The organism is Ochrobactrum sp. PL_is501 (assembly GCF_055816895.1).
This window is the reverse complement of sequence record NZ_JBVPGR010000035.1, coordinates 16645-36665: the sequence shown is the minus strand read 5'-3', so window position 1 is coordinate 36665 and position 20021 is coordinate 16645. Positions and strand designations below refer to the sequence as shown.

19 protein-coding genes are annotated in these 20021 nt (G+C 58.5%); 5 read left to right on the top strand and 14 right to left on the bottom strand.

Annotated elements, in window-relative coordinates:
* The first annotated feature begins 110 nt into the window (after nucleotides 1–110).
* On the top strand, nucleotides 111–707 hold the full coding sequence (locus AC0TOF_RS11420) for an HD domain-containing protein (RefSeq protein WP_473768323.1): 597 nt from the start codon (nucleotides 111–113) through the stop codon (nucleotides 705–707).
* Nucleotides 708–844: 137 nt separating this feature from the next.
* Here AC0TOF_RS11420 and AC0TOF_RS11415 read toward each other — a convergent pair whose 3' ends face one another.
* Nucleotides 845–1447 carry a hypothetical protein gene (locus tag AC0TOF_RS11415; protein WP_122002017.1) on the bottom strand — a complete coding sequence of 201 codons (603 nt, stop codon included), beginning with the start codon at nucleotides 1445–1447 and terminating at the stop codon, nucleotides 845–847.
* Between the two features lie 167 nt (nucleotides 1448–1614).
* On the opposite strand from AC0TOF_RS11415, the gene proC reads away from it, so the two are divergent.
* A complete protein-coding gene (gene proC / locus AC0TOF_RS11410; RefSeq protein WP_473768608.1) occupies nucleotides 1615–2430 on the top strand; it encodes a pyrroline-5-carboxylate reductase in 816 nt (271 codons plus the stop codon).
* On the opposite strand, the gene AC0TOF_RS11405 is transcribed toward proC, so the two are convergent.
* Genes AC0TOF_RS11405 through AC0TOF_RS11385 form a run of 5 tightly spaced genes read right to left on the bottom strand, consistent with a single transcriptional unit; the run spans nucleotide 2427 to nucleotide 7374 of the window.
* On the bottom strand, nucleotides 2427–3170 hold the full coding sequence (locus AC0TOF_RS11405; RefSeq protein WP_473768322.1) for an ATP-binding cassette domain-containing protein: 744 nt from the start codon (nucleotides 3168–3170) through the stop codon (nucleotides 2427–2429). The two genes, proC and AC0TOF_RS11405, sit on opposite strands and share 4 nt — an antisense overlap.
* On the bottom strand, nucleotides 3163–3918 hold the full coding sequence (locus tag AC0TOF_RS11400; RefSeq protein ID WP_473768321.1) for an ABC transporter ATP-binding protein: 756 nt from the start codon (nucleotides 3916–3918) through the stop codon (nucleotides 3163–3165). The genes AC0TOF_RS11405 and AC0TOF_RS11400 overlap by 8 nt, the downstream gene beginning before the upstream one ends.
* Nucleotides 3915–4745, bottom strand: coding sequence for an ABC transporter permease (locus AC0TOF_RS11395; protein ID WP_473768320.1), 831 nt, complete (start codon nucleotides 4743–4745; stop codon nucleotides 3915–3917). Before AC0TOF_RS11395 ends, AC0TOF_RS11400 begins: the two co-directional genes overlap by 4 nt.
* Nucleotides 4742–5743, bottom strand: coding sequence for an ABC transporter permease (locus tag AC0TOF_RS11390; protein ID WP_473768319.1), 1002 nt, complete (start codon nucleotides 5741–5743; stop codon nucleotides 4742–4744). Before AC0TOF_RS11390 ends, AC0TOF_RS11395 begins: the two co-directional genes overlap by 4 nt.
* A 17-nt stretch (nucleotides 5744–5760) precedes the next feature.
* A complete protein-coding gene (locus AC0TOF_RS11385) occupies nucleotides 5761–7374 on the bottom strand; it encodes an ABC transporter substrate-binding protein (protein WP_122002023.1) in 1614 nt (537 codons plus the stop codon).
* Between the two features lie 499 nt (nucleotides 7375–7873).
* On the opposite strand from AC0TOF_RS11385, the gene AC0TOF_RS11380 reads away from it, so the two are divergent.
* A complete protein-coding gene (locus AC0TOF_RS11380) occupies nucleotides 7874–8218 on the top strand; it encodes a BRA0787 family protein (protein ID WP_122002024.1) in 345 nt (114 codons plus the stop codon).
* Nucleotides 8219–8287: 69 nt separating this feature from the next.
* Here AC0TOF_RS11380 and AC0TOF_RS11375 read toward each other — a convergent pair whose 3' ends face one another.
* A complete protein-coding gene (locus tag AC0TOF_RS11375) occupies nucleotides 8288–8710 on the bottom strand; it encodes a tellurite resistance TerB family protein (RefSeq protein WP_006470576.1) in 423 nt (140 codons plus the stop codon).
* A gap of 200 nt (nucleotides 8711–8910) precedes the next feature.
* On the opposite strand from AC0TOF_RS11375, the gene AC0TOF_RS11370 reads away from it, so the two are divergent.
* Nucleotides 8911–10566, top strand: a complete 1656-nt coding sequence (locus AC0TOF_RS11370) for a lysine--tRNA ligase (RefSeq protein ID WP_473768318.1) — start codon at nucleotides 8911–8913, stop codon at nucleotides 10564–10566.
* Nucleotides 10567–10798: 232 nt separating this feature from the next.
* Here AC0TOF_RS11370 and AC0TOF_RS11365 read toward each other — a convergent pair whose 3' ends face one another.
* The 5 genes from AC0TOF_RS11365 to AC0TOF_RS11345 form a co-directional block, all read right to left on the bottom strand.
* Complete coding sequence (locus AC0TOF_RS11365; RefSeq protein ID WP_473768607.1) at nucleotides 10799–11761, bottom strand: thermonuclease family protein; 963 nt, start codon at nucleotides 11759–11761, stop codon at nucleotides 10799–10801.
* On the bottom strand, nucleotides 11761–12414 hold the full coding sequence (locus AC0TOF_RS11360; RefSeq protein ID WP_122002027.1) for a S24 family peptidase: 654 nt from the start codon (nucleotides 12412–12414) through the stop codon (nucleotides 11761–11763). Before AC0TOF_RS11360 ends, AC0TOF_RS11365 begins: the two co-directional genes overlap by 1 nt.
* Before the next feature lie 257 nt (nucleotides 12415–12671).
* Nucleotides 12672–14888, bottom strand: coding sequence for a 3-hydroxyacyl-CoA dehydrogenase NAD-binding domain-containing protein (locus AC0TOF_RS11355; protein ID WP_473768317.1), 2217 nt, complete (start codon nucleotides 14886–14888; stop codon nucleotides 12672–12674).
* Nucleotides 14889–14904: 16 nt separating this feature from the next.
* Nucleotides 14905–16113, bottom strand: a complete 1209-nt coding sequence (locus AC0TOF_RS11350) for an acetyl-CoA C-acetyltransferase (protein WP_122002029.1) — start codon at nucleotides 16111–16113, stop codon at nucleotides 14905–14907.
* A gap of 64 nt (nucleotides 16114–16177) precedes the next feature.
* Nucleotides 16178–17971, bottom strand: coding sequence for an acyl-CoA dehydrogenase C-terminal domain-containing protein (locus tag AC0TOF_RS11345; RefSeq protein ID WP_473768316.1), 1794 nt, complete (start codon nucleotides 17969–17971; stop codon nucleotides 16178–16180).
* 497 nt (nucleotides 17972–18468) lie between these two features.
* Here AC0TOF_RS11345 and AC0TOF_RS11340 point away from each other — a divergent pair, with 497 nt between their 5' ends.
* Nucleotides 18469–18705, top strand: a complete 237-nt coding sequence (locus AC0TOF_RS11340; RefSeq protein WP_162997337.1) for a hypothetical protein — start codon at nucleotides 18469–18471, stop codon at nucleotides 18703–18705.
* Nucleotides 18706–18804: 99 nt separating this feature from the next.
* Here the strand turns inward: AC0TOF_RS11340 and AC0TOF_RS11335 are convergent, their stop codons facing one another.
* Both AC0TOF_RS11335 and AC0TOF_RS11330 read right to left on the bottom strand, forming a co-directional pair.
* The gene (locus AC0TOF_RS11335) at nucleotides 18805–19317 is read right to left on the bottom strand and encodes a DUF1236 domain-containing protein (RefSeq protein ID WP_473768315.1); all 513 of its coding nucleotides are present in this window, start codon (nucleotides 19315–19317) and stop codon (nucleotides 18805–18807) included.
* A 244-nt stretch (nucleotides 19318–19561) separates the two neighbouring features.
* A complete protein-coding gene (locus AC0TOF_RS11330) occupies nucleotides 19562–20017 on the bottom strand; it encodes a MerR family transcriptional regulator (RefSeq protein ID WP_122002033.1) in 456 nt (151 codons plus the stop codon).
* Nucleotides 20018–20021: the final 4 nt, after the last annotated feature.

Here is a 20021-nt window from a genome sequence, read left to right as displayed (position 1 = left end):
GTCCCGCTTGCACCGTGGCTATTGATCCAGATTAATATTCATTATGGCAAATAAACCGTTAAAATTGCAATTATATGTGTTGATTCATGTAGATAAATCAGGAGGCCAGTATGAGCGCCGAAACGGAATACGCCATCGATCCAGACCGGCTGAATGGCATCATCCGATTTATCCAGAATGCAGAACGGCTGAAAAGCACATTACGTTCCGGTCACACCTCCCAGGGCCGACCGGAAAGTACGGCCGAACATAGCTGGCGGCTTTGCCTGCTGGTATCGCTGTTCGACCGGGAACTCGGCGATTGCGATCGGCTGAAACTCATCAAGATGTGTATTGTCCATGATCTGGGCGAGGCGATTTCCGGCGATGTACCTGCCATCCATCAATCTGCCGATGACGGACGCGCCGCGCGCGAAAGAGCCGATCTCCTGACCCTGTGTGCGCCGCTGCCGGATGATCTGCGTAACGAAATCATGGAGCTTTGGGCGGACTATAACGAAGGCAACTCACCGGAAGCGATATTCGCCAAGGGCTTCGACAAGCTTGAAACCATGCTGCAGCACAATATCGGGCTCAATCCGCCGGATTTCGACTATGCTTTCAATCTTGGCTATGGCGTCAGGCAGACCGCCCGCCATCCGTTGTTGCGCCAGTTCCGCGACATCGTGGATGCCGAAACCCGGCGCAATGCAGAGCGACGGTCGTAAAGCGGTTCCGGTTAAAACAGAGCCGTTCTATCCATTTGTTTTATCGCATTATCCAACGCATCGAAGCGGGATAAGAAATCAGTCCAATGAACTGATTTCCCCGCGTAGACGTTTCACACTTTTGGCTCCAAAATGCTCTAACTCAAGGTCGCGAAGTGGCGCAGGGTGAAAGTGATCTGGTAAACCAGCGCAACGGCCGCAAAAACCGCATGATAGCGCCTGTTGCCCCATAACACGGCGATCAGGCTGAACAGGATGAAGCAGGCAACCTGAATGGGATATTCGATCCCGTAGACCCGGTAGTGATCGGCGCCTTTCAACAGTGTATCGATGAAGTCCGCCACATAGACCAGTGCCAGAATGCCGAAGAACCACTTGCGCCGGGAAATGAAGTAATCGCGGTAGCCGGTATATTCCTCCATGCTGTCGGGAAAAAGCAGCGTGCAGAGCAGGAAATAGAGACCGGCATAGAAGATCACAAAGAGATATTTCTCGAAGGTCCAGAGCTGAATGGTTCGCAAGCCGAACTCGAACCACCAGAAATGGATGACCGAGAGCAGGATGAAACCCACCCATGCCAGATGGACCGGATAAATCCTCTGCTTGCCGGGATGCTGGATGAACCGCGCCAACCCCGTCAGAAGGCGAGAAACGCACAGGCCCAGGATCATGCCGATAATGATACGGACATGCCCGAAAGCTTCGGCTGGCGGCACGCCCGTTGTCAAAGCCGCGTCCATTCTTCCCCTCCGAAAATCCAATCAATTCCGGTTCATACTGCGCGATATAGGCTGATGGATCAATGATTTAACCTCAGAAACACGTGGATAGGCCGCATATGCTTGCGCAGTCCGGCGAGGCGGCGCTATACCATGCCCCAACGAACTCCAAGGGTGGAACGATCACTATGCATGACACGGTAATTCTGGTTGGTTGCGGCAATATGGGCTTCGCCATGCTCAAGGGCTGGCTCGATGGCGGTATCCTCAAGGCGAAGGACGTTTACGTCGTGGAGCCGACGGAAGCGCTTCGCGATCGCGCTGCTGGCGCTGGCGTTCATGCCTTTGCCGATGCTGACGCCCTTCCCGGCGATCTGAAGCCGCGCATGGTTCTCGTGGCCGTCAAGCCGCAGGTCATGGCACAGGTTCTGCCTGCCTATAAGCGTTTTGCACCCGCCGCCACTTTCGTCAGCGTCGCAGCAGGTATTCCGGTCGCGCTTTTTGAAAGCCAACTCGGTCAGGACGCAGCCGTGCTGCGCTGCATGCCCAACACGCCCGCCGCCATCGGCAAGGGAATGCTCGTCACCTACAAGAACGCCAATGTGAGCGACGAAGACGAAGCTTTCGTCGCCCGCCTGCTTGAAACATCCGGCAAGGTCGCAAGCGTGAACGATGAAGCGCTGATGGATGCAGTGACCGCCGTTTCAGGTTCCGGCCCGGCCTATGTGTTCCACTTCATCGAGGCGCTGACCGAGGCCGGTGTGACCGCTGGCCTGCCGCGTGAAACGGCGGCACTGCTTGCCATGCAGACGGTGATGGGCGCTGGCGCTCTGGCCGATGCCAGCACGGACTCGCCGTCAAAATTGCGCGAACAGGTGACAAGCCCGAATGGCACCACGGCGGCGGCGCTTGACGTGCTGATGGGCGGCGACCGCCTCAAGAAGCTGGTTGCGGAAGCCGTGGAAGCTGCCCGCAAGCGTTCGGTGGAACTGGGCAAGGCTTAAATAAACAGACGCGGCACCGCTTCGATCAGCGCCTTTGTGACAGGCGCTTGCGGTGCCGCCAGCAGCTCCTGCGTCGGGCGGCATTCGACAATCTGCCCCCGCTCCATCACCGCGATACGGTCCGCCATTTGTGCCGCAACCGCCAGATCGTGCGTGATGAAGAGATAGGCCGTCCGCTCGGCTTTCTGTATGTCCCGCAACAGGTTGAGAATGGCGCCACGCACGGTGACATCGAGCGCCGAAACCGCTTCGTCCAGCACGACCAGCGACGGCTTGGTCGCAAGCGCGCGTGCAATCGCCACACGCTGGCGCTGCCCGCCGGAAATCTCATGAACGCCGCGCCGCGCCAGCGCCGGATCGAGGCCAACCGTCTGCAGAAGGCTGGCAATGTCGCGCTTGAGCTTGTGAATGCGCAGCGGCTCGCTCAGGAGATCATGAACGCTCGCACGCGGATTGAAGGCTGAAAGCGGATCCTGAAACACCATTTGCATGCGCGCCCGTGCTTTGCGAAGTTCGGCACCGTTGAGCGCCAGCCAGTCGCCGCCTTCAAAGCGGATTGCGCCGCTTTGAAGCGGGTGAAGCCGCAAAAGTGCACGGGCCAGCGTGGACTTGCCGCTGCCGGACGGACCGACCAACGCCAGCGTTTCGCCTCGCTCAATCGCGAGGCTGACGCCATCCAGTGCGCGGGCGTCACCATAGCGCATGATGAGATCGTCGGCTTTCAGAAGCGGTTCAGCCATGGGCCGCCTCCAGCACCGGCACGGCGGCGATAAGCGCTTTTGTATATTCCGTTTGCGGGTTCGAGACGATATTTCGTGCCGGGCCGAACTCCACCAGCTTTCCCTGACGGAAAACAGCGATGCGGTCGGCCAGCCCCGACGCCAAAGCGATATCGTGGGTGATGAAGATCAGCGTCATTCCGTCTGCACGCACCAGTTCGCGCAGGAGCGAGACGATCTCCTTCTGCACGATGGTGTCAAGCGCGCTCGTCGGCTCGTCCGCGATCAGCAGGCGCGGGCTGGCGGCAATGGCGAGCGCAATCGCGATGCGCTGTTTCTGCCCGCCGGAAAACTGATGCGGATAGCGTGCGAAGCTTGCCTCCGGTTGCGGAATATGGACCCGCTGCAAAAGGCTTATTGCTTTGGCTTTTGCCGCCAGCCTGTCGATTTTCGCATGGGCGCGGATGGTCTCGACAAGCTGCGCGCCGACCGTCATCAGCGGATCGAAGCTTGATGCCGGGTCCTGAAACACGAAGCCTATGTCGCGCCCCGGTCGCGGCCTGCCATCCGCCCAATCCAGCTGACCGGACATGCGTGCATTGCCCGGCAGGAGCGATGCCAAGGCCAGCGCCAGCGTGCTTTTGCCCGAACCACTTTCGCCAATGATCGCCAGCGTTTCGCCCTGCCCTATATCGAGATTTATGTTCTCCAGCGCAGGTTCGCTGCCGTACGATACGGAGAGTTTTTCAACGTGGATAAGGCTGCTCACGACCGCACCTCGCGCCGCGACAGACTATTCGTCAGCCCTTCGCCCGCCAGATAGACGCCGACAACAGTCGTTGCCAGCGCCAGCCCCGGCAAAATTGAAAGCCAAGGCGCGGACCGCAGGACCGTGCGCCCTTCGGCGATCATGCCGCCCCAGCTCACGCGGTTGGGATCGCTGAGGCCCAGAAAGGACAAAGCCGCTTCAATCAATATGGCAGAAGCGACGATGACGGGCGCCAGCGCCAGCACCGGCGGCAGGGCATTGGGCAATATCTGGCGGAAAGCGATTTCCATCGGATGCATGCCGATGACGCGGGCGGAGGCCACATAATCGCTTTCGCGGATGGAAAGCACCTGCCCGCGTGTGAGGCGCGCCGCCTGCGTCCAGCTTGAAAGCGCAATCGCAGCGATCAGCACCGGCAGCGACGGCCCGGCAATGCTGACCAGAGCCAGCGCCAGCAGGAAGCCCGGAACAGTCTGGAAGGCTTCGGTGATGCGCATCAGCACTTCATCGACGATACCGCCCGCAAAACCGGCCAGCGTTCCGACGATGCTGCCAAGGATGATCGAAGCCAAGGCCGCAGCCAGCCCGACGAGAAGCGAGGTGCGCGCACCATAGAAAATCCCGGCCAGAACATCGCGTCCAAGCCGGTCTGTTCCGAAGATAAAGTCCATATTTTCAAAAGGTTGCAGCAGCGGTGCTGAGACAATGCTTAATGGATCGCCGGGAAAGAGGAGGGGTGCCATAAGTGCTGCAAGCACAAGCAGGGCCAGCAGGATTGTGCCCGTTATACCTTCACCCGTTCTGAAATAACGTTTCGAGTGACTCATGCCCCGCCGCCTCCGGTCGCGATACGCGGATCGAGCCAGAGATAGATCAGATCAATCAGGAAATTGACCACGATCACCATGACGGCGCTGACCAGAATGACGCCGAGCAGAAGCGGCGTGTCGCGGCTTGCGACGGCCTCCTGCGCCAACCGCCCCAGACCCGGCACTGCGAAGACGCTTTCGATCACCACGCTGCCGCCAAGCATGGACGCCGCCTGCAAGCCCAGCACGGTGACGACTGGCAGAAGTGCGTTGCGCGCGACGTGGCGCAGGACAATGCGCGCATGCGAAATGCCCCTCGCCCGCAAGGCGCGCACGAAATCCATACGCCAGATATCAGCCATGGCGGCACGCATCACCCGCAGATAAAGCGTCAGATAGATCACCGCCAGCGAGACAACCGGCAGCACCAGATGAACGGCAATGTCGCCAGCCCGCGCCAGCCCATGCTTGCCGGAGGCGATTGTTTCGATGCCGCTCGACGGCAGCCAGCGCAGCCGGATCGAAACCAGGATGACCAGCACAAGCGCCAGCCAGAAACCGGGGATCGCATAAAGGACGAGCGATGCCACGGAAAGGAACCGGTCGCGAAAGCTTCCGGGTTTGGCACCGGCAACGATGCCCAGAAGCGAGCCCACGGCAAAAGACAAGGCTGTCGCCGCCCCCATTAGAAGCAGTGTGTTGGGCAGGCGTTCCAGAATGACGACCAGAATGGGCCGGTTGAAACTGACGGACCAGCCGAGATTACCCTGCGTAAGCGCGGCCAGATAGGCCCCGAGCCGGTGCCAGACCGACTGTTCCAGCCCCCAGCGCGCCCGCATTTCTGCAATCGTCGCCGCATCGCCGCCGAATGTCACGGCATAGGCGTCAACGGCATCGCCGGGCGCGCTTTCCAACATGAAAAAGCAGCCGACAATGACAATCAGCAGCACGATGATGCTGCCGACCAATCGTTTGCGGAAAAGGGCCAGAATCTGTTTCACAATGGCAGGATACAATCAATCCGGGAGGTTCGTCACTGTTCCAGCCAGGTATCCGCCCAATTGGAAACAGCCCAGCGCGGATTGTTGGAAACATTCTTCACCCGGTCGCTGGCAACCGTGATGAAACCCCATTCCGCGACATTGATGAGCGGCAAATCCGCCTCCACCATCTGCTGGAACTGATGATAGAGCGCCGTGCGCTTTTTCTCATCGATCTCGCGCGCCGCATTGGCGATCAGCGCGTCCAGTTCCCCATTGGCATAGCCACCCTGATTGGAGAACGGCACGCCTGCCGGTATGCCGCTTTCCACCAGAATTGTCGTCGATATGGCCGGATCGCCGCGATAGACCGTGGGCGCGATGGCCAGATCGAAATCATGGTCGGTATAAACCGCCTTCTGATGCGCGGCGGAGTCATTGTTGACGATGCGCGCATCGATGCCGATGGCGGCAAGCGCCTGCCGCAGATAATCGCCGAACTGCTTCGTTTCGTTGAAATAAGGCGCGGGCAAAAGCCTGAGCGTGAAGCGCGTGCCGTCCTTGCCCCGCTTGTAACCGGCCTCGTCCAGCAGCGCATTCGCCTTCGCGACATCGAACGGATAGGACGGCACGTCATCGGTATAGAACTGGCTGTCATAGCGCGGCACGGGACCGGTCGAGGACTTGGCATAGCCGAGGAAAATCGTCTTCACCACGAAATCGCGGTCGATGGCATGGGCAATCGCCTGTCGAACCTTCCGGTCTGCCAGTTCCTTGCGACGATGGTTGATCTCGACAACGAGCTGATAAGTCAGCGCTTCATAGCCCTTGGAGATGACCGTCAGGCCCGGAACTTTCGAGATGCGGTCCAGATCGGCGAGCGGCACGGCAGAAAAGGCGGCCAAGTCGATTTCTTCCGCCTCCAGCGCGCCAGCCGCTGCCGCCCGATCCGGCAGCACGCGATAGACGATCTCGTCCAGATAAGGCTCGCCCTCTCCCCAATAATCGTCATTGCGCGCCAGCCGATAATATTCGCCGGTCTTGTGTTCGGCATATTTGAACGGGCCGGTGCCGACGAGCTTTTCATTGGCCGGATTGGCCATGATGTCAGTGCCCGCAAAGACGTGCTTCGGCAGCACTGCGGTCAGCGCCGGCAAGGCATTGCGAATAAGCTGGAAGGGCGTCGGCTCAGAAAAATGGAAGATGGCGGTAAGCTCGTCTGGCGTTTCCACCTTTTCCAGCGCCTTGAACACAACGCGGCCAAGGTTTTGCAGCGGTTTCCAGACTTCCATCGCCGAAAAGGCCACATCCGCCGATGTAAACGGCTTGCCGTCATGCCATTTGACGCCATCGCGCAGACGGAACGTCGCGGTCAGCCCATCGGCGGAGCCTTCCCAGCCCGTGGCAAGCCGCGGCGCGAGACCGTTTTCACCCTCGAAGGAGGCTTCCGCCAGCGGTTCGATCACCTTGCTTGCGACGAAGAAAACACCGTTGGATGCGACGATGGCCGGATTGAGATTGCGCGGCTCTGAATCGGCGGCCACGACCAGCCGCCCGCCTTTCTGCGCTTGACCTGCCGCTTTCGACCCTCGCGGCCAGACGGCGACAGCAGCCAAGGCGGTCGATCCCGCCAGAAAAGCCCTACGCGACAGAACCAGTTGCGCCATATCTCGTGCCCCGCAATTTATGTCAGTTGTTCGCATTTCTATACCAGTCACCCGCAAATGACAGGATCAAAATCTGTTACGGTGACAATAAATGCCGAAAAACACTTGGCTTTCCGGCATTTGTAACGATCAAGTAAATATAATATTTCAAAGACTGGCTAGCTTGTTATTGCAGTAATTCAACCTATGCGTTTGAATTATTTTTCCGACAAAAGCTAAATTAAAGAAAATCCCCTCTTGTCAAACAGGGGGTCCTCCGTAGATCATGGTTAATTATGTGTTGTCGTATTTCGTGAGTTTCAATTTCTGCACGGCACACATGGACCGATGAAGAGCAATTCAGGCTCTTGTTCGAAATGCATTTGTACGCTGCCGGTCCATTCCATCCGGCGACAAATGTCCCTGATTGCTGTTTTACCGCGTATCTTGTTCCGAAAACCTCTCACACTTTTCGGGATGCGCTCTAAAACTGAACCACATTAGAAGAGAGGAAACAGAAATGTCCAGTTTGCTGCCCCCGCTTCATGACGGTCACGCACCGATCTATCTGCATCATGCATTTCAGGATGCAGTCGATGCCTACGAGGATTGGACGCTCGAAACGACCGAGCCGTCCGTTCAGGTCAACGGCAAGGTGACACGGATCAGCGTCGTTTTCCGCCGCCTGTGGAACTGCACTGACATGGTGCCGCGCCACACGCTGGAAGCACTGAAAGATATCGTTCCGACCGGAATCATTCATGCCGAACACTGGAAGGAAACGCCTACATTCGCAGAAGCTGCGCGCATCATGCGTGTCGCTCTGGAAAGGCGCAAGGCACGACTGCTCCCGGTCGTGTGCTGATTTTCCCGAACAAATAGAAACGGGCGGATTTTCCGCCCGTTTTGAATACCAGAACGCAGGGAAGCTGTTCTAGACAGCAGGATCGAGCTTGCGAAACCGCACGCGGGCGCTGCGCTCAATGGCGGCAACGGTCAGTTCATCCAGCGTCCAGCGGTCACGCAGCATCTGGAGGAATTCAAGCTCTTCCTGTTCGACATGCAGATCGGCGGCGGCCACTTCGACAGCGAGCGCATAGGCCGTATCGTAGAGGCGTTCCGGCAATGCGTCATGCGCGAGATCGAGGATTTTTTCCAGTCCGTCCTCATCCGCCAAAAGCGCATAGCAATCGCTGGCGAGTTTCGGCAGGCGCTCCTTGTCGAACCCCTGAAAGACCGGCAGGCGGGAAACGACATTGCCAATGGACGACAGCTCCGCATCGGTCATGGTCGTGTCTGCCGCAGAGGTGGTGATCATGATGTAGACAAGCGCATCCTGCGGCGTGATCTTTTTCATCGGGCTACTCCTGTACAACATGATCGGAATCATCATTTCATTGGAATTGACCGGAAAATTAGGAAGCCTCACGCGGTTACGCAAGGAAATTCGGCGCTGACCGTTGACGGCACGGGGTTGCCGCGCCATAGAGCAGGAGCGCGCATTTCGCGCATCGTTTTCAAAGAATAAAGCCCTTCACAGGATATCAGGATAAAATCATGACTTCGCACCGCCTTCCCGAAATCACGCTGACCCCGGAACTGACCGCGGCGGCTGCGGAAGCGAAAGCATGGCCCTTTGAAGAAGCGAAGAAAATCCTCAAGCGCTATGAGAAGACCGGCCTGCCGGATACGGTGATCTTCGAGACCGGCTATGGCCCTTCCGGCCTGCCGCATATCGGCACCTTCGGCGAAGTGGCGCGCACCTCGATGGTGCGCCATGCCTTCCGTATTCTCACGGAAGACAAGGTCAAGACGCGCCTGATCTGCTTCTCGGACGATCTCGACGGCATGCGCAAGATTCCGGACAATGTGCCGGACAGGGCCGCCCTTGAGCCTTATCTGCAAATGCCGCTTTCCGCCGTCCCGAACCCGTTCGGCGGCGATTACAAGAGCTTTGCAGACCATAACAACGCCATGCTGTGCCGCTTCCTCGACACTTTCGGCTTCGATTATGAATTTGCCAGCGCGACCGACTATTACAAGTCGGGCAAATTCGATGCCGTGCTGCTCAAGGCAGTCGAACGCTATGACGACATCATGAAAGTGATGCTGCCGACACTGGGCGAAGAGCGTCAGGCCACCTACAGCCCGTTCCTGCCGATATCGCCCAAGTCCGGTCGCGTGCTTTATGTCCCGATGAAGAGCGTGGATGCCAAGGCTGGCACGATCACCTTTGACGATGAGGATGGCGTTGAGACCACCCTGTCCGTCACGGGCGGCAATGTGAAGCTGCAATGGAAGCCGGATTTCGGCATGCGCTGGGCGGCGCTCGGCGTCGATTTCGAAATGTTCGGCAAGGACCATCAGACCAATGCGGGCGTTTATGACCGCATCTGCGAAATCCTTGGCGGGCGCGCGCCGGAACATTTCGTCTATGAACTGTTCCTCGACCAGCTTGGCCAGAAGATTTCCAAGTCCAAGGGCAACGGCATTTCCATCGATGAATGGCTGGCCTACGCGCCAACCGAAAGCCTTGCGCTTTACAATTTCCAGAAGCCGAAGACCGCCAAGCGGCTCTATTTCGATGTCATCCCAAAGGCGGTGGACGAATATTTCAGCTATCTGTCCGCCTATGAGCGTCAGGAATGGAAGGACCGGCTGAGCAATCCGGTCTGGCACATTCATTACGGCAATCCGCCAAAGGTGAACCTGCCGGTCACTTTTGCGCTGATGCTCAATCTGGTCAGTGCATCGAATGCCGAAAATCCCTCTGTACTGTGGGGCTTCATCTCGCGGCACGTGCCGGGCGTCACACCGGAAAACAATCCGGAACTCGACGCGCTCGTCGGCTATGCGATCCGTTACTTCAACGATTTCGTGAAGCCGACCAAGCAGTTCCGCGCGCCGGACGACGTGGAGCGCGCAGCCCTTGAAGCGCTGGATGCGAAGCTTGCAACCCTGCCTGCTGGCACCGATGGCAACGAAATCCAGAACGCCATTCTCGACGTTGCCCGCGCTATCGAACGCTATCAGGATCACAGCAAGAAGAGCCCGGAAGGTGGCCCCGGCGTTTCGGTTTCCTTCTTCCAGATGCTCTATGAAGTGCTGATCGGTCAGGAACGCGGACCGCGTTTCGGCTCATTCGTTGCGCTTTACGGCATCGATGAAACCCGCGCACTGATCAAAAAGGCGCTGGCTGGCGAACTGGCGTAAGGCACGCTCTGTCCCTGAGCAATGAAATTAAAAATATGGGCGGCTTCGAGCCGCCCTTATTGTTTTGCACAGCCTCACCGACGCGCAGAGCGAAGCGTAGCATCATCCTGAGCCTGTCGAAGGACGAGGGTTCAGAAAGCTCAAGCCTGACCTTTCGACACGGTGCTTCGCATTTGCGAACGCAAAACGGTTTCACACTTTTGGCTCGAAAATGCTCTAAGTTCTTCTCGTTCTATTGTGCGGGTGGTGCGGGTGGAAAACCGTCCAGCGGCTGCGGGGACGGCGAAGACGGCTGCGGTTCCGGTTCAGGGGCCAGCGGCGAAGGATTATCCATCATATCGCTGCTGCCGGGTTCCGGATTGGGCAGCGACGTATCGGGCTTGTTGCCGAAAATACCGAGATGCGCTTCCACGGCCTTGCGGCCCGCTTCCTCATAGGCGCCGCCGGGGGCGGCCTTCGCCCAGCCATTGGCGACCAGCCACGCGGCGGCATCTTCATTGCCAAGCGTACATTCGGTCGCGACCGCCGCACCGCTGTCATTTTCAGGCAGACGGCACATGACGGCGCGGGAACGCAGCCATTGCCGAAAGGCGGTGCGCGCCTGCATGCCGCACGGCCAACTTTCGCCGGAAGCGGTCTGGCAGGTCTGTTCAACGGGCACGATTTCAATGCCTTGCAGCTCGATTGTGCGGCCCTGGCTTTCCAGTCGACCTGCCGCCACGGCGACAGGCCGCTGCAAAAGCTGCATCTGTTCGCCCGCATCGACAGGCGTGGCCGGTGAAGGCGGCTCCGGCGGTTTGGGCGTGGAAGCAAGACCGAGATCGCTCAGCGGCGGACGCGGTGCCTCGCGTTGCATGTCACTTTCATTGGATTGATCGTTAGCTGTGCCGTTTTCAGGCGATGCAGGCGACTGCCCTTCAGCGGGTGCGCCCTCGCCCGGCTGCGGTGAAGTTCCCTCCGGCATATTGCCCGTTTCAGGCGATGTTCCCGGCTCGTTATAGTCGAACTGTTCGACAACAATGCCATTGCCTTCGCCAGAGCCAGCCTGTGCATCACCGGAATCGATGACGACCACGGGACGGTCCAGAGCGCCATAGAACGGCGCCACGAATGCCGCGACCAGAACCGCGCCGGTTACGCCAGCCAGACCGCCAAAGACGGCGCGCGCATGGCTTCTATCCCTTGATTGCACCATTACTGGCTGGCCCACAGAATGCGGGCGACCCATTCGATATCCCTGGTTTCGAAGGTGCGGTTTGAATGCTCAGGGTTGAGCGAATGCAGCTCTATGGTTCGCGGGGTCTGGCGGTGCAGGATCTTGGCCATCACTTCTCCGTCTTTCGTTCGCACCACCACGCGGTCGCCACGGCGGACCGCCGCATTGGGCGCGACGATCAGCGTATCGCCATCACGGTAAAGGGGCAACATCGAGTCGCCCGAAACCTCCAGCGCATATACTCCTTCGCCCGTGCTGGCGGGAAATTCCACAATATCCCAGCCTTGCCCCGCCGGGAAACCGGCATCGTCGAAGTAGCCGCCCGCTCCTGCTTCGGCCATGCCAAGCAGCGGGATCGATTGCATGTCCTGCGTATATTCGCCAAATTGCGGCGTGCGGGTTCCTCCGCCGATGAGCCGCGTGAACTCATCGAAGGTCGAGCCGGTTGCTTCCATCACTTTGGCAAGTGATTCCGTCGAAGGCCAGCGCGCCCGTCCATCGGAAGCATAGCGCTTGGATTTGTTAAAGGTCGTTGGGTCCAGCCCCGCACGACGCGCCAAGCCGGACGCGCTGAGGGAATGACGTTCAGCCAAGGCATCGATGGCCGCCCACACGCTCTCGTGAGAAAACATAGTCATGATCCGCCACGTAGGTTCCGACATATCTCCCTGAACAGCCCCGTCAGGCGATATGCTTAAAGGATTTTAAACCTAATTTCCGTCCCATCTTCAGCTTCAACCTACCGAAAAAGCGCGAATTGCGCAAGATGGCTGAATTAACAGGGAAAATTTTCTTATTCGCGACGGATACAGTTCGGCAGTGGCGGGAAGCGCAAACAAAAGCGCGGCATGAAACATGCCGCGCTCGATGTTCTTGCGAAAGGATGAGCTTACGCTGCCTTCTTCGTTTCCGTCTTGTACGGGTTGAAGCGCTGGTAGAAGCTTTCGCCGTTCTCGGCCATATCGAGCAGAAGTTTCGGCGCCTTGAACTGCTGACCGTATTTCTTCTGCAATTCCTTGGCGAGCTTGACGAATTTCTTCGCGCCCATGCCATCGATATAGGAAAGCGTGCCGCCCGTATAAGGCGCGAAACCGAAGGCGAGGATGGAGCCGACATCGGCTTCCCGCGGATCGGTAACGATGCCTTCTTCCATCACGCGGGCAGCTTCCAGGGCGATGGTGACGAGGAAGCGTTCCTTCAGTTCCTTCACATCGACCTTGTCAGGGTCCTGCTGCGGGTAGAGGTCCTTCAGGCCCGGCCACAGATGCTTCTTGGCAGGCTTTGCCGGATAGTCGTAGAAGCCCTTGCCGTTCTTGCGGCCTTTGCGGTCAAACTCGTTGACGAGCCTGTCCACCAGTTCCACATGGCGCGGATCGACAGCCTTTTCGCCGAGATCAGCAAGCGTTGCTTTCAGGATTTTCTGCGACAGGTCGATGGCCGTTTCGTCGTTGAGCGCCAGCGGACCGACCGGCATGCCGGCCATGCGGGCGGCGTTTTCGATCATGGCCGCCGGAACGCCTTCAACGAGCATGTTGTAGGCTTCCGACATATAGCGCAGCACGCAGCGATTGACGTAGAAGCCGCGCGTGTCGTTGACGACGATCGGCGTCTTCTTGATCGCGCGGACATAGTCGAGCGCGACGGCCAGCGCCTTGTCGGAGGTCTTCTTGCCGAGGATCACTTCCACCAGCATCATCTTGTCGACAGGCGAGAAGAAATGAATGCCAATGAAGTTCTTCGGACGCTTCGACACTTTTGCAAGGCCGGTGATCGGCAAGGTCGAGGTGTTGGACGCGAAGATCGCCGAAGACTTCAGCACTTCCTCGGCCTTCTCGGTCGCAACGCGCTTGACTTCGCGGTCCTCGAACACGGCTTCGATCACCAGGTCAGCGCCCTCGAGAAGCGCATAATCCGGCGTCGCGGTGATGAGCGACAGGAGCTTTTCCTTATCGGCCTCGGTGGCACGGCCCTTCTGCATTTCCTTGGCGATAAGGTCTGCCGTATGCGCCTTGCCCTTGTCGGCAGATTCCTGATCGCGGTCGATCAGCACGACCGGGATGCCCGCCTTGGCGGTGACATAGGCGATGCCAGCGCCCATGAAGCCCGCGCCGATAACGCCGATCTTCTTGAGCTTGGTCGGCTTTTCGTCCGCCGGACGGCGTGCGCCCTTGTTCAGCTCCTGCAGCGACACGAACAGCGAGCGGATCATCATGCCCGCTTCGGTCGTCTGGAGAATTTCGGTGAAATAGCGCTGCTCGATCTTGAGACCGGTATCGAACGGCACCAGAAGGCCCTCATAAACCGACTTCAAAATGGCCAGCGCCGCCGGATAATTACCGGAGGTTTCGCGGCGCAGGATTGCCGTTGCGGCGGGCCAAAGGTTTGCACCAGCGGCTGAATAGATCGCGCCACCCGGCAGCTTGAAGCCCTTTTCATCCCACGGCTGAACCGGCTTGAGGCCGCCCTTGATGAGCTTCTTGGCGGTTTCGACCAGCTTTTTGGCCGGGGCGATCTCGGTGACGAGACCCATGGCCTTGGCGCGCTGCGCCGTCAGGCTCGAACCCGTCGTCATCATCTGGAGCGCGTCCTGCTGGTTGGCAAGGCGCGGAACGCGCTGCGTGCCGCCAGCCCCCGGAAACAGGCCGACCTTCACTTCCGGCAGGGCCATCTTCACGCCCGGCGCATCGGATGCCACGCGGGCATGGCAGGCAAGCGACATTTCGAACGCGCCGCCCATGCAGGTGCCGTTGATGGCCGACACCCACGGCTTGCCGCAGGTTTCAAGCTTGCGGAACAAGCCGCTCATCTTGCCAACATTGTCGAAAAGCGTCTGGACGGCGCCCTGTGGGTCCTTGGCCTTCTGCTTCTGGAATTCCTTGAACATGCCTTCCAGCATGGTCAGGTCCGCACCGCCGGAGAAGCTTTCCTTGCCGGATGTTATAACAACACCCTTGACCTTCTCGTCAGCAGTCGTCGCATCGATGATGGCGTTCAGTTCCTGCATCGCCTCGACGGTGAAGACGTTCATCGACTTTTCAGGCATGTCCCACGTAACGAGAGCAATGCCGTCGGCGTCGGTTTCAACCTTGAAATTTACATAAGCCATTGTCTAAACCTCCCCTTTACACGCGCTCGATGATCGTCGCCGTACCCATGCCGGCACCGATGCACAAAGTCACCAGAGCGGTATTGAGATCGCGGCGTTCCAGCTCATCCAGCACCGTACCGAGGATCATCGCGCCGGTCGCACCGAGCGGATGGCCCATGGCGATGGCGCCGCCATTGACATTGATCTTGTCGTGCGGAATCTCGAAAGCCTGCATGTAGCGCAGCACAACAGCGGCGAAGGCTTCGTTGAGCTCGAACAGATCGATGTCCGAAATCTTCATCTTGGCCTGCTTCAGCAGCTTTTCCGTCACATCGACCGGGCCGGTCAGCATCAGTGCCGGTTCCGAACCGATATTCGCGAAAGCACGAATACGCGCGCGCGGCTTGATGTCGAAAGCCTTGCCCGCCTTCTTGGAGCCGACGAGAACACCAGCCGCGCCATCGACGATGCCCGACGAGTTACCGGCATGGTGGACGTGATTGACCGTCTCGATTTCCGGATGGGCCTGAATGCCGACGGCATTGAAGCCGCCCATTTCGCCCGGCATCACAAAGGACGGATTGAGCTGGCCCAGCGCCTGCATGTCGGTTGACGGGCGCATATGTTCGTCACGGTCGAGAATGGTCAGGCCGTTCTGATCCTTGATCGGAATGACCGAATTCTTGAAGTAGCCCTTTTCCCACGACTTGGCGGCGCGCTTCTGGCTTTCGACAGCATAACCATCGACGTCATCGCGGCTGAAGCCGTATTTCGTGGCGATCAGGTCGGCGGAAACGCCCTGCGGCATGAAATAGCCCGGAAAACCGACCGACGGGTCCATGTACCAGGCGCCGCCCGACATGCCCATGCCGACGCGCGACATGCTTTCCACGCCGCCAGCAATCACCAGATCGTCGGAACCGAAAGCGACCTTGGCCGCAGCCAGATTGATCGCATCGAGACCCGAAGCGCAGAAGCGCGAAATCTGCATGCCCGGCGCCTTGAAGTCGTAACCGGCTTCGAAAGCGGCAGAACGCGGAATGACCGCGCCAGCTTCGCCGACCGGATCGACGCAGCCGAAAATGATGTCGTCGACCTTGGCGGTGTCGATGCCGTTGCGGTCACGCAGGGATTCCAGAACCTTCGCGCCCAGACGAACGGCAGGCACTTCGTGCAGGGATCCGTCTTTCTTGCCGCGCCCGCGCGGGGTGCGCACGTGATCGTAAATATAAGCCTCAGCCATGTTTGCTCCTTCCAGCCAAATTTGGCCCGCCGGTGCCCCCGGCACCGGCTCAAATCAAAAAGCCTCAGAATGTGTCTGCGTTAAGCGCCATCATGCTGTCCGCACCCGACTGGATGCGGGCCAGATGCGCCACGCTTTCCGGCATGATCCGCTCGAAATAATAGCGCGCGGTGACGAGCTTTGCTTCGAAAAACGCCTTGTTGCCTTCGCCTGCGGCCAGCTTTTCTTCCGCGACCTTGGCCATGCGCGCCCACATATAGCCCAGCGCCACCAGACCGAAGAGATGCATGTAATCATTGGAGGCAGCACCGGCATTGTCGGGCTTGGCCATCGCATTCTGCATCAGCCACATGGTTGCGGCCTGAAGGTCGTTGACGCCCTTCTTCAGATATTTGGTGAAGAAGGAGAGCTTTTCGTTTTCGCGATTGGCTTCGCAAAACTCGCCCACTTCCTTGAAGAAGGCGGTGATGGCGCGGCCGCCGTTCAGCGCCAGCTTGCGGCCAACCAGATCAAGCGCCTGAATGCCGTTCGCACCCTCATAGATCATGGCAATGCGTGCATCGCGCACATACTGGCTCATGCCGTGTTCTTCGATATAGCCGTGGCCACCAAAGACCTGCTGCGCCATGACGGCGTGCTCAAAACCCTTGTCGGTCAGAACACCCTTCAGAACCGGCGTCAGCAGGCCGACCAGATCGTCTGCGGCCTGACGCTCGGCTTCATCGCCTGCGCGGTGGGCAATATCGGAATGAAGCGCGATCCAGAGGATCAGCGCACGACCGGCCTCGTTGAAAGCGCGGATATTCATGAGGTTGCGGCGGATATCCGGGTGGACGATGATCGGATCTGCCTTCTTTTCCGGCTCCTTCGCGCCGGACAGCGCACGGCCCTGGATACGTTCGCGCGCATAGATCACGGCGTTCTGGTAGGCGGTTTCGGCAATGGAAAGGCCCTGCAAGGCCACACCGAGACGCGCTTCGTTCATCATGGTGAACATGGCGCGCAGGCCCTTGTTGGCCTCGCCGATCAGGAAGCCGGTCGCCTCGTCATAATTCATGACGCAGGTCGCGTTGCCATGGATGCCCATCTTTTCTTCGATGGAACCGCAGGAAACGCCATTGCGCGCGCCCGGATTGCCGTTTTCATCCAGAATGAACTTCGGCACGATGAACAGCGAAATGCCCTTCACCCCTTCCGGCGCGCCGTCAATACGGGCCAGCACCAGATGGATGATGTTTTCCGACATGTCGTGTTCGCCAGCCGAGATGAAAATCTTCTGGCCGGAAATCTTGTAGCTGCCGTCCGCCTGCGGCGTGGCGCTGGTGCGCAGAAGCCCCAGATCGGTGCCGCAATGCGGCTCGGTCAGGTTCATCGTGCCGGTCCAGATGCCTTCCACCATCTTCGGCAGATAGGTGTCCTTCTGCTCGTCGGTGCCGTGGGTCAGGATCGCGGCAATCGCGCCCTGCGTCAGGCCCGGATACATGGTGAGCGCCATATTGGCCGAAGACATATATTCGCCGACCGCAGTGTGCAGCAGATAAGGCAGCCCCTGCCCGCCATATTGCTCCGGCACGGCAAGACCGAGCCAGCCGCCTTCACGATAGAGATTATAGGCTTCCTTAAAACCCTTCGGCGTGGTGACCGAGCCATCCGATGAACGCTTGCAGCCTTCCTGATCGCCGCTGTGATTGACCGGAAACAGCGTGCCTTCCGCAAGCTTCGCGCCTTCCGACAGGATTGCCTCGACGACATCGGGCGACGCGTCGGCAAAGCCCGGCAGGTTGTTGTAGCGCTGATAATTCAGAACGTCGTTGAGAACGAAATTCGTATCCTCAACTGGCGCGCGATAGCTCGGCATAGAAATCCTCCAAATTCACCACCTGAGCCGTTCCGCGATGATTGGAACGAGCCCGTAACCGCGTTTCATGCCTGCATGCCACATTATAGCGAATTGTTGTGACAGCACGCATGCTGCAACAAAAACGGATGAATTTCTGCGAAAAACAGCCCTTTTTGTTACTTTTTGGCCAACCGTAGCACGGATTTCGCGTAGGTCCGACCAATTCGGAGCTGAAGCTAGCCTACTTTGACGTTTCCGTAAACGTCAAAAATTACACAACTTCGTGCAGGACAGACAAAATGTATGCAAAGGCGCATTCGGGGCTGATAGTGGTCCGAACGAAAGTGTGTTAGAGCGCATCCCCACATGAGGCGCGTTAAAGAATGTTGGCGTAGGTCTGGCTCGCTCGGATTAACGCTAAAGCGCCGAGGGCATCTCGAAGCCAAACAAACAGATAGAGCGGTTCCAACGATTCCGTTGAAACAGGAACCGCTCCAGACAACGACAGGAGTATAGTGGTGAGCGAACTTACCGTAGCGGAAGCGACAGACCAGATCTATGAATCGCTTCGGGCTGATAATCTCGATCTGGACTTGCATATCGCAGCGCTCAAAGCCGCTCTGGAGCGCGCGGGTTCCAAAGAAGCCGTATTCGACCCGGCCAAACTCGTGCAGAACAACCGCTCCGGCAGAAAGCTGATGCAGGCTTATTTCCGCCAGCGCGGCGTTGCGGTCAAATTCGCAGCTTCGTAACGGCGCATCCTGGCCAGCAAAGCGATCAGGACGCGGCAGCCCTGTTGAAATCTCGTGAAAGGCGGCGGAATTGCCGCCTTTCATCCAGACGTCCAGGGCTTATTTGACCCAAACGACGCGGCGCGTCTGCGTATCGATCAGGGCCGGGCGATCTTCCACATAAACATAGGAATAGGCGGGCTGGTCCGGCACAGCCACCAGAGGCACGCCTTCAGGAATTACTGTGCCCTCAGCGATATCGCCTTCGATGACCACCGGATCGACCGGGTTGGCTTCGATGTAGGTCACCACTTCATTGGGAACCAGCGGCCCGGCATTCGGCCCCTCGGTATAATAGACGACCTGACGGTTCTGCATGGACACGATTACCGGTTCGCCATTGACATAGATGTAGCCGAAATCCGGATTGTCGGGGATCGGGTGAACGGCGATTGCGTCAGGCAGAACGTAACCATCGCGGATTTCGCCCTCGATGACGACCGGCTCCGATGGATTTGCGATGACATAGTCACGTGCTGCTTGCGGCACTTCGACCAGTACGCGATCTTGCGCCAGCGCAATGCCGGAACTGGCAAAAAACACCGCTGCGGTCAGAACAAGAGCCTTTTTCATTTTCAGCCTCACTTTCGCATCAGAGCGATTTTTGACCTGATCTGGATCAGCTCAGCGCTCTGTCGGTTCGTTTCGACGCACATCCTATCCGAAAGCCGCTTTGGGCTGCTTCGGGATGCGCTATCACTCGCAAGGCTGAAATAACCGCATCGGGACGCCTAAGTTCCTGCGGAACGGCACACTTAGTGCGACAGACTGAAACAATCAGGCCGTCAGGACAGGGAAAGATCGGTAGTTTCGCCGCTCACTCGGCCATGCGCGCCAGAACAGCGCGCAGCTCTTCGACGGAGCGGTCGATTTCGTCCTTTTTCTTCTCAAGTTTGCTGAGTTTATCCTTGAAACGCTTGCGCAGGCTCTCGGCCTCAGCCTGGTCGGCGGTGCCCTTTTCCCACACGCTGATCAATTGACCCATTTCGCTCAGCGTGAAGCCGATGCGGCGCCCGAACAAGATCAGACGCAATCTGGTATGGTCCTTGTAGTCATAGAGCCGCGTTATGCCCGCGCGGCGCGGATTGAGCAGTCCCTTGTCTTCATAAAAGCGCAAGGCTCGCAATGTCAGGTCGAATTCTTCGGCAAGATCACCGATCCGGTATAATTGCCCCGACTGATTTTCCCTTCGCGCATTCCCGCTTGCCCCGGTCAGCAGATCCGCGATGGCGATATCTACCGTCTGTCCCGGCGCGTTTTTTTGTTTACTCATCTTC

What these genes read in the sequence shown, in the direction of transcription:
- AC0TOF_RS11420 (WP_473768323.1), top strand. Translation starts at nt 111, where the DNA reads ATGAGCGCCGAAACGGAATACGCCATCGATCCAGACCGGCTGAATGGC.
- AC0TOF_RS11415 (WP_122002017.1), bottom strand. Translation starts at nt 1,447, where the DNA reads ATGGACGCGGCTTTGACAACGGGCGTGCCGCCAGCCGAAGCTTTCGGG.
- proC (WP_473768608.1), top strand. Translation starts at nt 1,615, where the DNA reads ATGCATGACACGGTAATTCTGGTTGGTTGCGGCAATATGGGCTTCGCC.
- AC0TOF_RS11405 (WP_473768322.1), bottom strand. Translation starts at nt 3,170, where the DNA reads ATGGCTGAACCGCTTCTGAAAGCCGACGATCTCATCATGCGCTATGGT.
- AC0TOF_RS11395 (WP_473768320.1), bottom strand. Translation starts at nt 4,745, where the DNA reads ATGAGTCACTCGAAACGTTATTTCAGAACGGGTGAAGGTATAACGGGC.
- AC0TOF_RS11385 (WP_122002023.1), bottom strand. Translation starts at nt 7,374, where the DNA reads ATGGCGCAACTGGTTCTGTCGCGTAGGGCTTTTCTGGCGGGATCGACC.
- AC0TOF_RS11380 (WP_122002024.1), top strand. Translation starts at nt 7,874, where the DNA reads ATGTCCAGTTTGCTGCCCCCGCTTCATGACGGTCACGCACCGATCTAT.
- AC0TOF_RS11375 (WP_006470576.1), bottom strand. Translation starts at nt 8,710, where the DNA reads ATGAAAAAGATCACGCCGCAGGATGCGCTTGTCTACATCATGATCACC.
- AC0TOF_RS11370 (WP_473768318.1), top strand. Translation starts at nt 8,911, where the DNA reads ATGACTTCGCACCGCCTTCCCGAAATCACGCTGACCCCGGAACTGACC.
- AC0TOF_RS11365 (WP_473768607.1), bottom strand. Translation starts at nt 11,761, where the DNA reads ATGGTGCAATCAAGGGATAGAAGCCATGCGCGCGCCGTCTTTGGCGGT.
- AC0TOF_RS11360 (WP_122002027.1), bottom strand. Translation starts at nt 12,414, where the DNA reads ATGTTTTCTCACGAGAGCGTGTGGGCGGCCATCGATGCCTTGGCTGAA.
- AC0TOF_RS11355 (WP_473768317.1), bottom strand. Translation starts at nt 14,888, where the DNA reads ATGGCTTATGTAAATTTCAAGGTTGAAACCGACGCCGACGGCATTGCT.
- AC0TOF_RS11350 (WP_122002029.1), bottom strand. Translation starts at nt 16,113, where the DNA reads ATGGCTGAGGCTTATATTTACGATCACGTGCGCACCCCGCGCGGGCGC.
- AC0TOF_RS11345 (WP_473768316.1), bottom strand. Translation starts at nt 17,971, where the DNA reads ATGCCGAGCTATCGCGCGCCAGTTGAGGATACGAATTTCGTTCTCAAC.
- AC0TOF_RS11335 (WP_473768315.1), bottom strand. Translation starts at nt 19,317, where the DNA reads ATGAAAAAGGCTCTTGTTCTGACCGCAGCGGTGTTTTTTGCCAGTTCC.
- AC0TOF_RS11330 (WP_122002033.1), bottom strand. Translation starts at nt 20,017, where the DNA reads ATGAGTAAACAAAAAAACGCGCCGGGACAGACGGTAGATATCGCCATC.